Raw genomic sequence first — 12,763 nt, 5'->3', positions numbered from 1 at the left:
CGCTCTGTACTCCTGCTCAGCCGGCCACGCGGCGAATCACCGCGCCCAGTTGCTGCAACTTCTCTTCAATACATTCGTAACCACGGTCGATGTGATAGATACGATCCACCATGGTTTCGCCTTCCGCCACCAGGCCGGCCAGCACCAGGCTGGCCGAGGCGCGCAGGTCGGTCGCCATGACCGGTGCCGCCTTCAGCCGCTCGACACCGGAAATGATGACCGCATTGCCCTTGATGGTGCAGTCAGCGCCCATCCGGCTCAGTTCCTGAATGTGCATGAAGCGATTTTCGAAGATGGTTTCCTCGACCGTACCGGTCCCCTCGGCCACCGCATTGAGGACAGTGAACTGCGCCTGCATGTCGGTGGGAAAGGCCGGATAGGGTGCCGTGGTCACGTTGACGGCCTTGGCCCGCCGCCCTTCCATGTCCAGTGTAATGCTGTTGTCGTCGGTCTCGATGAGCGCACCCGCTTCCTGCAGTTTGCGCAGCACGGCTTCCATGGTTTTCGGGTCGACATTCTTCAGCTTCACGCGACCACCGGAAATGGCCCCGGCGACCAGATAGGTACCGGCCTCGATGCGGTCCGGACAGACGGTGTGGTCACACCCGTGCAGCTTCTCGACACCCTGTATCACCATGGTGTCGGTGCCGATGCCTTCAATCTGCGCGCCCATGGCGACCAGGCAATTGGCCAGGTCGACCACCTCCGGTTCACGGGCTGCGTTTTCGATCACGGTTTCGCCTTCCGCCAGCACCGCCGCCATCAGAACGTTCTCGGTGCCGGTCACCGATACCGTATCAAAAAAGTACTTGGCGCCCTGCAGTCGTCCGTCGACCCGGGCCTTGATATAGCCATCTTCCATCGCCACCGTGGCCCCGAGTGCCTCCATGCCACGCAGGTGCAGATCGACCGGCCGACTGCCGATGGCACAACCGCCGGGCAGCGATACATTCGCCTCGCCATAGTGCGCCAGCAGCGGCCCGAGCACGAGTATCGAGGCGCGCATGGTCTTTACCAGTGAATAGGGCGCGGTGCAGTCCTTCAGCGTCCCGGCATTGATCTGGACCCCCATGTCCTCATTGATCAGTACCTCCACGCCCATGCACACCAGCAGCTCGATCATGGTGGTGATGTCATTCAGGTGGGGCAGATTGCGCAGGGTAACCGGTTCATCGGTCAACAGTGTGGCCGCCAGTATGGGCAGGGCAGCGTTCTTGGCACCCGAGATACGGATGCTGCCGGAGATGGGTTCTCCGCCGGTAATCAACAACTTGTCCATGGGTTCAGTCCGCCGCTCCCAGATCCATCGTCACCGCGTGAATGGCGCCGCTCCGGATGTGTTCATTCAGGTGTCCATAGACAATCTGCTGCTGCTTCACCGGCATCTTGCCCTGAAACACCTCGCCCCGGGCCCGAACATGAAACTTGGCATCGCCACCGGTGACCTCAATGGTACAGTCCGGAAGCGCGGCTTGCAGAATCTCTTTGACCTGCTCTGGGGTCATGGCACACCTCACTGATAAAAGGGCTGGCATTATAGGGTAAATGCGCTCCGTTCACCACCGGAGCAGTTGCAGGTTACCCCCGAATTACCGTCTAATGCGGCCTTTGGTCACGACTGGCTGGACTGAACCCATGCTTATTCCAATGCTGGCCTTTGGCGCCGGGCTGGTGGTGCTGATCTGGAGCGCCGATCGCTTCGTTGCGGCGGCGGCGGCGCTGTCGTTGCGCCTGGGTGTATCGTCACTGGCGGTGGGGCTCACCGTGGTGGCCCTCGGCACCAGCGCCCCGGAAGTATTGGTCTCCGGCAGCGCGGCCTGGCAGGGCAGCCTGGGTGTGGCTCTGGGCAATGCTCAGGGGTCCAATATTGCCAATATCGGCCTGGTCCTGGGGCTGGTCCTGATCCTGGCGGCCCAGCCGGCCATGCCGGGTCTGGCTGGCCGGCAGTCCATTGCCCTGCTGCTGGCCATGGCCGCGCTGGGCGTGGCGCTCTACGATCTGCATCTGCAGCGCCCGGAAGCGGGCCTGCTGCTGTTCGGGCTGCTGGTCTTTCTGGCCGGCACGGCGCATCAGGCGCGCCGGGATCGCCGGCTGGCCAGAGAGCTGCAGCAAACTGCCGTCGGCGAGCTGACCGCGACCGGTTCGCCCTGGCGGCTGTCCGCGGTACTGGTGTTCACCCTTGTGCTGCTGCTGGCCGGCGCCCAGCTTCTGGTCTGGGGCGCCGTTTCCACAGCCCGCCAGTTGGGCCTCAACGAACTGGTGATCGGCGCCACCATAGTGGCGCTCGGCACCAGCCTGCCGGAACTGGCCACCGCGATCAGCAGTACACTGAAACGGCATCACGGCATGACGCTGGGCAATCTTCTGGGCTCGAATGTATTCAATATATTCGCCGTGATCGGGGTTGCTGGTATGATAGGACCCGGGCCGCTGGACGCGGCCGTCTGGCAACGTGACTATGTGTTCTTGCTGCTGACCGGAGGCCTGCTGTTGCTGCTGATTGCGGTCTACAGCCGCCGCCGACAACCCATACCACGCATCTATGCCTTGCCATTGCTCGCACTGTACGGACTTTACCTGCTACTCAACTACAGGGCCCTGATTGCATGACCTCCAACCACGACTACCTGACGGCCGCGCGACGGACCATCACCATGGAAGCCGAGGCCCTGACGGCACTGACAGAACGCCTGGATGAACAGTTCATCAGGGCCTGCGAGCTGATTCTGCAAACCCGGGGGCGCGTGGTGGTCACCGGCATGGGCAAATCCGGTCATGTGGGCAACAAGATTGCCGCCACCCTGGCCAGTACCGGCACCCCGTCCTTCTTCATGCATCCCGGTGAGGCCAGCCATGGTGATCTGGGCATGATCACGCGCCAGGACATCATCATTGCCCTGTCCAACAGCGGTGAAACCCACGAAATCATCGCCCTGCTGCCCGCCATCAAGCGGCTGGGCATCGGTGTCATCGCGATCACCGGCCAGGTCGAGTCCACCCTGGGGCAGGAAGCCGACGCTGCCCTCGACAGCGGTGTGGATGTCGAGGCCTGCCCGCTGAACCTGGCGCCCACCTCCAGCACCACCACGGCCCTGGTTCTGGGTGACGCCCTGGCGATCGCCCTGCTGGAAGCGCGCGGTTTCTCGGCCGAAGATTTCGCCTTTTCTCATCCCGGCGGCAGCCTGGGCAAACGTCTGTTGCTCAAAGTCGCCGATATCATGCAGACCGGCGACCGGGTGCCGCGTGTCGGTGCCGACGCCTCGTTGCAGGAAGCCCTGCTGGAGATGACCCGCAAGGGCATGGGCATGACCACCATTACCAGCACTGAAGGCCACCTGCTCGGAGTCTACACCGACGGCGATCTGCGGCGCACCTTCGAGCGGCAGTTGGACCTGCACAGTGCCCGTATCCGGGATGTCATGCACTCCGGGGGCAAAACCATTGATCCGGGTGCGCTGGCGGCCGAGGCCCTGTTCCGCATGGAGCAGGCGCAGATCACGTCACTGATTGTTGCCGAACAGGATGGCCCCATACTGGGCGTGGTTCACATGCATGACCTCCTGCGTGCCGGAGTCGCCTGATGAGCCGCTGGCTGGCCCTCCTGTTTGCCGCCCTGGCAGTGGGTATCGGCATCCTGCTGCTCAACTGGCAGACACCCGACGCGCCGCCCGAGACGGATGAGCCAACCGCCACTCCGCCCCAGTTGATCATGGACGGCCTGCGCCAGATCACCACGGCAGCGGATGGCACCTGGCGTTCCACCCTGCATGCTTCGCAGGCGCGCTATTTTGAAGCTGATGACCGCCTGGAGCTGGTGCTGCCGCAGCTCTGGCAACAACGGGACGACGACCAGCAGGAACTGAGGGCCGACTTTGCCGAGCTGCTGGCAGGCAACCTGTGGACGCTGTCTGACAATGTACTGATCATCAACAACCCGGGTGCCGCTGACGCGGCACTGATCCATACGGAGTATCTGGAATATGATACGCTGTCGGACATAGCACAAACGCAATGGCCGGTCCGGATCGAACAGACGGACCGGCTGTTCACCACAGCCGTTGGCATGACCCTGAATTTTACCGCGCAGGAGTTCGAACTGCATGAGGACGTGCGTACCCGCATCATTCCGGAGTCGGCGCAAGATGACCGCTGAGCGCAGCCGGCACTGGCTGGCACGCCCACTGGCCGCAGCCCTTGTGCTCGGGGGTCTGGCGGCCGGCGTCAGTGCGCTGCCCGGCGACCGGGAGCTGCCGATCGATATAGAGGCAGACCGCAACCGGGGTAACCTAGCCGCCAATGAAATCGTCTATCTGGGTGATGTTCGCATCACCCAGGGCGCCATGATCATTGTCGGCGACGAGGTCCGCATCTACCGCACGGACACCAACGAGGTCCGGCGCATGGAGGCCTTCGGCGCGGAACCGGCCCGGGTTTCGGACCGTCTGCAGGAAGATCAGCCCTACACCCATCTGTTCGGGCACGAGGTCATCTATGATGCTGAAGCAGGCTATATCACCGCTACCGGAGAAGCCCGACTGCAGCAGGGCCGCAATCTGGTGACCGCCCATTACATCCGCTACGACCTGGAAACAGAGGAATTCGAATCCGACCGTCAGGCCCCGGACGGTTCCACCGGGGCGCGGGTCAGCATGTGTCTGATCCCCGACTCCGAAGACACAGAAGAGGAACTCAGCCCCGATGCCGAAGCAGCTCAGCGCCCGTCATCTTGCGAAGCAATACGGTAAACGCCGGGTTGTTACCGATGTGTCTCTGTCGGTAGCCACCGGTGAGGTCGTCGGCCTGCTGGGTCCCAACGGCGCCGGCAAGACCACCTGCTTCTACATGATCGTTGGTCTGGTGCCGGTCGACGGCGGTGACATCCTGCTGGATGACCGTTCCATCACCGGCCTGCCGATGCATAAACGCGCCCGGCTCGGCCTGGGCTATCTGCCGCAGGAAGCGTCCGTGTTTCGCAAGCTGACCGTGGCCCAGAACCTGATGGCCGTGCTGGAACTGCGCAAGGAACTGACCCGGGCCCAGCGCCGCGAGAAGATGGAAGCGCTGCTGGAGGAGTTCACCATTACCCATATTCGCGACAGCCAGGGCATTGCGCTGTCCGGAGGCGAGCGGCGGCGCGTCGAAATCGCCCGCGCCCTGGCTTCGGAGCCCGACTTCATTCTGCTCGACGAACCCTTTGCCGGCGTTGACCCGATTTCGGTGACAGACATCAAGAGCATTGTCTACCACTTGCGGGACAAGGGCATTGGGGTACTCATCACCGATCACAATGTGCGTGAAACCCTGGATATCTGCGAGCGTGCTTACATCGTTGGAGGTGGTACTATAATTGCAGAGGGCGGTGCCGACGATATACTATCCAACCAGAAAGTTCGCGAAGTCTATCTGGGCGAAAACTTCCGCCTGTAAACCCGTTTTCAATTATCCGTTGGCATGACCAGCCTGGGCCAACTTGAGGCTGTATCAGGAGCATTATGAAGACCAGTCTGCAGTTAAAGATGAGTCAGCAGTTGACCATGACGCCGCAACTGCAACAGGCTATTCGACTGTTACAACTTTCGACACTCGATCTGCAGCAGGAAATTCAGTCAGCACTGGATTCCAACCCGCTGCTGGAAGTCGAGGAGGAAGTGCTCCCCGAGAAACCCGACCTGCCCTCGGACAATACCGACTATGACCGCAATGCCCAGCAGGAAGCGGCAGAGGCACAGACAGAAGAATCTCCGGAACTGAACTGGGAAGAGCGCATACCGGAGAATCTGGCGGTCGACAGCAACTGGGATGATATCTATCAGCATACGCCCACATCGGCGTCAGCACCCGGCCCGGATGATGACTACAACTTCGAGAATCAGACTGTTACCGGGGATGACCTCTACGACCACCTGATGTGGCAGCTCAACCTGACCCCGATGAGTGAGCGCGACCAGATCATTGCCCGCGCCATTCTCGATTCGGTCGAGCCTTCGGGCCTGCTGTCATCGACGCTGGAAGACATTCACAGCGGCCTGGTCGATGACCTGAGCCATGACGGCGATCCGCTGGAAATGGATGAAATGGTGGCCGTGCTGCATCGGCTGCAGCAGTTCGAACCCGCCGGTGTCTGCGCCCGCACGCTCAGTGAATGCCTGACCATTCAGCTACAGCAGTTCCCGGAGGGCACGCCGCTGGTCAGGGAGGCGGTGCAACTGGTCAATGAACACACGGCGCTGCTGGTCAGCAAGGACTACCAGCAGATCATGCGCAAGATGCGCATCAAGGAAGATCAACTGCGCGATACCCTGTTGCTGATTCAGCAGACCAACCCGCGCCCAGGTTCCGTCATCGCCAGTGGCGACTCCGAGTATGTCATTCCCGATGTCGTCGTCACCAAGGATCAGGAGCGTCAGCGCTGGCGCGTCGAGCTCAATCCGGAAATTGCCCCCCGTCTGCGCGTCAACAGTGACTACGCCTCCATGATCCGCCGCGCCGACAACAGTGCCGACAACACCTATATCAAGGACAACCTGCAGGAAGCCAAGTGGTTCATCAAGAGCCTGCAGAGCCGCAACGAGACCCTGCTCAAGGTGGCCACCCAGATTGTGGAGCACCAGAAAGGATTCCTCGAGTTTGGCGAGGAAGCCATGAAGCCGCTGGTCCTGCATGACATCGCCGAGGCGGTCGAGATGCACGAGTCCACCATCTCCCGTGTCACCACGCAGAAATACATGCACACACCGCGTGGCGTGTTCGAACTCAAGTACTTCTTCTCCAGCCATGTCAGCACCAACAGCGGCGGCGAATGCTCCTCCACGGCCATCCGGGCGCTGATCCGCAAGCTGGTTGATGCGGAGAATACCCGCAAGCCACTGAGTGACAGCAAGATCGCCAACCTGCTCAAGGATCAGGGCATTAACGTGGCCCGGCGCACCATCGCCAAATACCGGGAGGCCATGGGCATTCCGCCGTCAAATGAGCGCAAAAGTCTGGTCTGATCAAATGCTGTAGTTGATCTGCAAAGCAGCTACACTTATCAATAGAGGTAGCCGCTTCAGACACGGACCGGAACTGGCTGCTGCGGGTCCGGTCAGGGTTCAACCAACGGCACCGAGGCCAGTGGATCGCGGTGCCACGACATCCGTCAGAAGGAGTCAATCTATGCAAATCAACATCAGTGGTCACCATGTGGAACTGACTGACGCTCTGCGTGAGTATGTCAACACCAAGATGGATCGCCTCGAGCGACACTTTGATCAGATCAGCAATGTGCAGACGACCCTGAGCGTAGAAAAACAGCGGCAGAAAGCCGAATCTTCTGTCAACATCAAGGGCGGTCAGCTGTTTGCCGACGCCGAGCATGACGACATGTATGCGGCCATCGACCTGATGATCGACAAACTGGACCGACAACTGCTTAAACACAAGGAAAAGGCCGTCAACCGTGCCCACGGTAATGGCCGCTGATACTTTATGACCGATCTCGAGCACATCCTGACTGTCGAGCGCACCCTGGTGGGTGCGCCCGGCAACAGCAAAAAGAAGGCCCTCGAGCTGATCAGCGAACACCTGCAACAGGCGGAACCCGGCCTGCAGGCTGATCAGATATTCACCAGTCTCAATGAGCGCGAGCGTCTGGGCTCCACCGGCTTCGGCAATGGTGTCGCCATTCCCCACTGCCGGCTGGAGGGCTGCCGGCAACCCGTGGGGATGCTGGTGCGTCTGGCCGAAGCCATCGACTTTGATGCCATGGATCAGAAAAAGGTCGATCTGCTGTTCGCGCTCGTCGTCCCGCAGGAAGCCAGCAACGAGCATCTGCAGCTGCTGTCTCGCATTGCCGAACGATTCAGTGATGATGACCGACTGACCAGACTGCGGGCAGCAGACACCCCGGAGGCGCTGTTCAACGCCTTCGTTCGCGACTGAGGCACCCACACCACCATGGAACTCGTTCTGATCAGTGGCCGTTCCGGCTCCGGCAAAAGCAGCGCGCTCAACGTGCTGGAAGATGTCGGCTACAACTGCATCGACAATCTGCCGGTCACCCTCCTGCCCGAGCTGGCCAGAGACATGCAGGCAGGTCATCTGGGCGAAAAGGTGGCCATCTGCATTGATGCCCGCAATGCACTGAAATCGCTGCAGCGTTTCCCCGACATCGTGCGTCAGTTGCCCGCCGCGCTCAGTCTGGATATCGTCTACCTGGATGCGCAGGATGAAACCCTGTCCAAGCGCTTTTCGGAGACCCGCCGCAAGCACCCGCTGACCAGTGACTCGGTGTCACTGATGGAAGCCATCCGCAATGAGCGGGAACTGCTCGATCCCATCATCAACATGGCACAACTGAATATAGACACCACGGGGCTGTCGATCTACGAACTGCGTGACCAGGTCAAGACCCGGGTGTCCGGCACCAGCCGCCAGAAGATGGCGCTGCTGTTCATGTCATTCGGTTTCAAGCACGGCGTGCCGCATGATGCCGACCTGGTCTACGATGTCCGCTGCCTGCCCAACCCCTACTGGGACCCGGCCCTGCGCAAGTTTTCGGGCCTGGATGAGCCGGTACAGAAATTTCTGCATCAGGAACCCGATGTGCATGACATGATCGGCAGCATAGAGGGCTATCTGGACCGCTGGCTACCCGCCTACGAAGCCAACAATCGCTCCTACCTGACCATTGCCATCGGCTGCACCGGCGGCCAGCATCGCTCGGTCTTTATTGCCCAGCATCTGGGGCGTACCTATCGGCAGGAAGAACTGACCGTGCAGGTCCGTCACCGTGAGCTGAAATCCACTCTGTCATGATCCGCGAGTCTGTCACCATCATCAACAAACTGGGCCTGCATGCCCGCGCCTCGGCCAAGCTCAATGCAGTGGCGCAGCAGTTCGAATCCAGTATCCAGATCGAGAAGGCAGGCCAGCGGGCCGACGCCAAGAGCATCATGTCCATCATGATGCTGGCCGCCAGCCAGGGCACGGAAATTCTGGTTGAAGTGGAAGGCCCGGATGAAGAAGCGGCGTTCGCGGCTGTCAAGGCCCTGATCGACAATTATTTTGAGGAAGGTGAATAACCGGCATGAGCACTTCATCAGAACGGCCGTCGCCGTACGAACTCCCGGCAGACGACGAGATCGAATGGGTCTCCAAGTCGGAGATGAAACGCGAGGCTCAGCGCACCGAAGCCCTGGCAGAACAGTTGATCGGGCTGTCCCAGAGCCGCCTGCAGAGTCTGGAGCTGCCCTCTCCGGTAGTGCAGGCGGTGCGGGAAGCACGCCGGCTCACCAAGCCGGATGCCGTGCGCCGGCAGACCCGTCATGTCAGCCGCCTGCTGCAGAAGCTGGACCTCGACCTGCTGAGCAGCCGCCTGGCGCTGTTCGATCCGGACAGCGATACCTTCCGGCAGATCAACCAGTTGGCAGAGCGCTGGCGTGATGACCTGCTGCAGGACAGCGCGGCGCTGACCCGTTTCCTCGAAGACTACCCCGAGGTAGATCGGCAGGCGCTCAGACAACTGATAATGAACACGCAGCGCGAACTCAAAAAGCAGCCTGCAGAGGCACCGCCCAGTCCGACACTGCAGAAAAACCGCAAGCGATTGCTGCAGACCCTGCGTACCGCCATCACTGAACAGTTCCCCGGCTGAGCGACCTTTACACTCGCAAGGCACCTGCACATGATCCGGTTGTAAATAGCCGCCGTAATTCTGGCAAACAACCGAAGGCTGTCTCATGATGATGAGTAGACACACAACAAAAACAGGCGGTACCCGGACCGTGACAGCAACTGACGAATGGGCAGATTGCCTGGAAGCCATTGCTGAGCATCAGGACCGTAAGTCCTTTGTTCATCTATTCAATCATTTTGCGCCCCAGATCAAGGGCTATGCCCGCTCCAGCGGCCTGACCGGCATGGGCGAGGCGCTGGCCGATGAGTTGGTGCAGGAAACCATGACCAACCTCTGGCGCAAGGCACACCTGTTTGATCGCTCCAAGGCCTCGGCAACTACATGGGTGTTTACCATCGCCCGTAATCTGCGGGTTGATCTGCTGCGGCGCCAGAGCAAACACCACACCACCCTGTCGTCCGATGACCTGTGGCTGGAGCCACATACCGAGGGCGACGGATCAGACTGGGTAGCACAGAGCAATATGGAGCGACAGATTCGCCTTGGCATCGCCCAACTGCCAGTCGATCAACGGCAGGTGATCGGCAAGGTTTTCCTGGAGGACAAGTCACACCAGGAGGCGGCAGAAGACCTCAACCTGCCTTTGGGTACAGTAAAATCGCGTATCCGCCTGGCGCTGAAGAAGCTGCGCGTCGGCCTGGAGGTTGATAGCCATGAGTAATTTTCACCCTGATCAGACCAAGCTGGCCGAATATGTCGCCGGCACGCTGAGCTATCACGAGACACTTCTGATCTCGGTACACCTGCACTATTGCAAGGAATGCCAGCAGGCCGTGCAGCGTCTGGAAGCGCTGGGGGGCGTCCTGCTGGATGATCTGCCCGGTGAGCCGGTCGGTGAAGACCTGCTGCAGGCCACACTGGCTTCCATTCAGAATGACGAGCCAGTCCATCGGGCACGGCGCGAGGAAGTTGGCCGCTACTATCGACACCCGGAGGTGCCGGCGCCGCTGCAGAAACTGGTGCCCAGGGGCTTCGACGCCCTGCCCTGGCGCAAGCTGCTGCCCCACCTGCAGGTGTGCGATATCGAGCTCAGCCCGCAGGGGCCGAAGATCTCGTTGCACCGGATTCGTCCCGGCGGCCGCATTCCACGCCACACACACCGGGGCTCCGAATACACAGTGGTGCTCAAGGGCGGTTTTTCCGACGCTCTGGGGGACTACAACCCGGGTGACTACCTGCACCGTGATGCCGATCACGAGCACGAACCGGTAGCGGCCGAAAGTGAAGAGTGCATCTGTCTGACCGTGACTGAAGATCCGCTGAAAATGACCAGTTGGAAGTGGCGCTGGATGAACCCCTTCCTGAGCTGAGTCGGCTGGCCAGTGGGTGCGTTGCACCCATCGCCTGTCAACTGGCGTGACTCATTTTGATATGAGGAATGTCGTCTTCCAGATAGGGCAGACCCTCGGCCCGAAAACCCAGCGCCTGATAGAACCCGCGCAACCGGAGCTGCGCCCCGATCCAGATGGGACATCCGGGAAAGTGATTCCGGGTGACCGCCAGCGCCTGCTGCATCAGTTCCTTGCCGGCCCCGGAACGGCGGCTCGCGGCCGGCACCAGAACCCGACCAATCCAGACCCTGCCAGCACTGTCCGGTGGCAGGATGCGCGCATAAGCCGCAAGGCCTTCGGCGTTCCAGCCCTGCAAATGCAGTGCAGTCTGATCTTCATCGTCCAGTTCGGGGTAGGGGCAGATCTGCTCCACCACAAAGATATCGACCCGTGCTTTCAGAATGGCATACAGGCTGTGCGTCGACAGCGCCGCAAACGGATCAGCCCGCCAGACCACCGAGCCCGGTGGAGATTCGTATCCGTTTGCCGCTGTACGCTGGCCGTCAATAAACATGGGCTGACCTGCCTCCTGCTTCAATAGTTGTGATACCAGAACGCAGTTTAACCGGCCGCCCTGCTGCTGCAAGCCATTCGCCTGCCAGTCCGGCTTTGCCAGTCTCCGGCAGAGCGGCTAGAATCGGCCGAGTCCAGCCCTGACCAACACTTGGAGAATTGCATGGCAACCCCTGCCCAGGCCGCAATCAGCCAACAGCCCATGATCGGCCACCACCCGGGCTGCAACCCGACCGTATACACGCTGCAGCGTGACGGCATCGAGGTGCAAATCACCGACGCCGGCGCCAGCCTGTACCGGCTGCGGGTGCCGGATGCTCAGGGTCAGCCTGATGATATCCTGTGCGCACCGCGCCTGGCAGAACACTTTGTAGCCAACCCGGCCTACATGGGCGCCACCGTCGGTCGCTATGCCAACCGCATCGCCGGGGCCCGCTTCACGCTGGACGGTACCGAGCACAGCCTGGTGGCCAACGAGGGCGACAATCAACTGCACGGCGGCGAGGGCTGGCATCGGCAGCTCTGGCAAGCCGATATCCTGGATACCGACAGCGGGCCGTCGCTGAAGTTCACCTATCGCTCTGTGGCCGGTGAAGGCGGCTTCCCCGGTACCGTGGTGGCCCGGGTACGCTACAGCCTGCTGGCGGATCGCACCCTGCAGATCGCCTACTACGCCGAAACCGATGCCCCGACCGTCGTCAACATGACCAACCATGCCTACTTCAACCTGCATGGGGCCCACTATCAGGGGCTGCGCGGTCACCATATGCGCATACCGGCCCGTCAGATCACCGAGACCGGGCCGGGCAACCTGCCCACCGGGCGTCTGCTGGATGTGGCCGGCACCCCCTTTGACCTGCGTCAGGCCCAGGATGTCGGCATGGTGGTGGAAGGCCAGCCAGAGGCGCTGCAGGCGACCCAGGGCTATGATCACAACTATGTGTTCACCACCGAGAACACGGAGCAGTTGCTCGACATGGCCATAGCGCACAGCACGCTCACGGGCCGCACGCTGCGCATCAGCAGCACGCAGCCCGGCATGCAGTTCTATACCGGCAATTTCATGGGCGGCCAGCCGGGGCCGGAGCCCGACCGCCCCTATGACAATCACCAGGCCTTCTGCTGCGAGCCGCAGCACTTCCCGGATACGCCGAACCAGCCCGGGTTCCCGACCTGCGTGATTACACCTGACCGGCCCTACCGGCAGACCCTGGTCTATCGCTTTGGCGTCGAAGACTGACGC

General features: G+C 61.1%; 17 protein-coding genes. 14 read left to right on the top strand and 3 right to left on the bottom strand.

What is annotated here, in order from left to right:
- Positions 1-16 precede the first annotated feature (16 nt).
- Together murA and E4656_RS17665 are read right to left on the bottom strand one after the other, a co-directional pair.
- Positions 17-1,279: a UDP-N-acetylglucosamine 1-carboxyvinyltransferase gene (murA, locus tag E4656_RS17670; RefSeq protein WP_135484644.1), complete on the bottom strand. Its 1,263-nt coding sequence runs from the start codon at positions 1,277-1,279 to the stop codon at positions 17-19.
- Between the two features lie 4 nt (positions 1,280-1,283).
- Positions 1,284-1,505 (bottom strand): BolA family protein, encoded by a 222-nt coding sequence (locus E4656_RS17665; protein ID WP_135484643.1) that lies wholly within the window; start codon positions 1,503-1,505, stop codon positions 1,284-1,286.
- A 130-nt stretch (positions 1,506-1,635) separates the two neighbouring features.
- On the opposite strand from E4656_RS17665, the gene E4656_RS17660 reads away from it, so the two are divergent.
- From E4656_RS17660 to E4656_RS17600, 13 genes are all read left to right on the top strand, one after another.
- A complete protein-coding gene (locus E4656_RS17660) occupies positions 1,636-2,610 on the top strand; it encodes a calcium/sodium antiporter (protein WP_167856121.1) in 975 nt (324 codons plus the stop codon).
- Complete coding sequence (locus tag E4656_RS17655; RefSeq protein WP_135484641.1) at positions 2,607-3,581, top strand: KpsF/GutQ family sugar-phosphate isomerase; 975 nt, start codon at positions 2,607-2,609, stop codon at positions 3,579-3,581. Before E4656_RS17660 ends, E4656_RS17655 begins: the two co-directional genes overlap by 4 nt.
- Positions 3,581-4,153, top strand: coding sequence for an LPS export ABC transporter periplasmic protein LptC (lptC, locus tag E4656_RS17650; RefSeq protein ID WP_135484640.1), 573 nt, complete (start codon positions 3,581-3,583; stop codon positions 4,151-4,153). Before E4656_RS17655 ends, lptC begins: the two co-directional genes overlap by 1 nt.
- Positions 4,143-4,745 (top strand): lipopolysaccharide transport periplasmic protein LptA, encoded by a 603-nt coding sequence (gene lptA / locus E4656_RS17645; RefSeq protein WP_167856120.1) that lies wholly within the window; start codon positions 4,143-4,145, stop codon positions 4,743-4,745. The genes lptC and lptA overlap by 11 nt, the downstream gene beginning before the upstream one ends.
- Entirely contained in the window at positions 4,699-5,427 is a 729-nt protein-coding gene (gene lptB / locus E4656_RS17640; protein ID WP_135484638.1) for an LPS export ABC transporter ATP-binding protein, read from the top strand. Before lptA ends, lptB begins: the two co-directional genes overlap by 47 nt.
- Positions 5,428-5,492: 65 nt before the next feature.
- Positions 5,493-6,992, top strand: coding sequence for an RNA polymerase factor sigma-54 (locus E4656_RS17635; protein WP_135484637.1), 1,500 nt, complete (start codon positions 5,493-5,495; stop codon positions 6,990-6,992).
- A 163-nt stretch (positions 6,993-7,155) separates the two neighbouring features.
- Positions 7,156-7,461 (top strand): ribosome hibernation-promoting factor, HPF/YfiA family, encoded by a 306-nt coding sequence (gene hpf, locus E4656_RS17630; RefSeq protein ID WP_135484636.1) that lies wholly within the window; start codon positions 7,156-7,158, stop codon positions 7,459-7,461.
- Positions 7,462-7,467: 6 nt separating this feature from the next.
- The gene (gene ptsN, locus E4656_RS17625) at positions 7,468-7,920 is read left to right on the top strand and encodes a PTS IIA-like nitrogen regulatory protein PtsN (protein WP_135484635.1); all 453 of its coding nucleotides are present in this window, start codon (positions 7,468-7,470) and stop codon (positions 7,918-7,920) included.
- A gap of 15 nt (positions 7,921-7,935) precedes the next feature.
- A complete protein-coding gene (rapZ, locus tag E4656_RS17620) occupies positions 7,936-8,796 on the top strand; it encodes an RNase adapter RapZ (RefSeq protein WP_135484634.1) in 861 nt (286 codons plus the stop codon).
- The gene (locus E4656_RS17615; RefSeq protein WP_135484633.1) at positions 8,793-9,062 is read left to right on the top strand and encodes an HPr family phosphocarrier protein; all 270 of its coding nucleotides are present in this window, start codon (positions 8,793-8,795) and stop codon (positions 9,060-9,062) included. Before rapZ ends, E4656_RS17615 begins: the two co-directional genes overlap by 4 nt.
- Before the next feature lie 5 nt (positions 9,063-9,067).
- Entirely contained in the window at positions 9,068-9,634 is a 567-nt protein-coding gene (gene yjgA, locus E4656_RS17610) for a ribosome biogenesis factor YjgA (RefSeq protein WP_135484632.1), read from the top strand.
- A gap of 130 nt (positions 9,635-9,764) precedes the next feature.
- A complete protein-coding gene (locus E4656_RS17605) occupies positions 9,765-10,337 on the top strand; it encodes a sigma-70 family RNA polymerase sigma factor (protein WP_167856119.1) in 573 nt (190 codons plus the stop codon).
- Entirely contained in the window at positions 10,330-10,986 is a 657-nt protein-coding gene (locus E4656_RS17600; protein ID WP_135484630.1) for a ChrR family anti-sigma-E factor, read from the top strand. Before E4656_RS17605 ends, E4656_RS17600 begins: the two co-directional genes overlap by 8 nt.
- A gap of 37 nt (positions 10,987-11,023) precedes the next feature.
- On the opposite strand, the gene E4656_RS17595 is transcribed toward E4656_RS17600, so the two are convergent.
- Positions 11,024-11,521, bottom strand: a complete 498-nt coding sequence (locus E4656_RS17595; RefSeq protein WP_135484629.1) for a GNAT family N-acetyltransferase — start codon at positions 11,519-11,521, stop codon at positions 11,024-11,026.
- A gap of 162 nt (positions 11,522-11,683) precedes the next feature.
- Between E4656_RS17595 and E4656_RS17590 the strand changes: the two genes are divergently transcribed.
- Complete coding sequence (locus tag E4656_RS17590; protein WP_135484628.1) at positions 11,684-12,760, top strand: aldose epimerase family protein; 1,077 nt, start codon at positions 11,684-11,686, stop codon at positions 12,758-12,760.
- The last annotated feature ends 3 nt before the right edge of the window (positions 12,761-12,763 follow it).

This window comes from Natronospirillum operosum (assembly GCF_004768465.1).
Taxonomy (GTDB): Bacteria; Pseudomonadota; Gammaproteobacteria; order Pseudomonadales; family Natronospirillaceae; genus Natronospirillum; species Natronospirillum operosum.
Note: the sequence above shows the minus strand (reverse complement) of the source record. Positions and strands in the feature narration are given on the sequence as shown.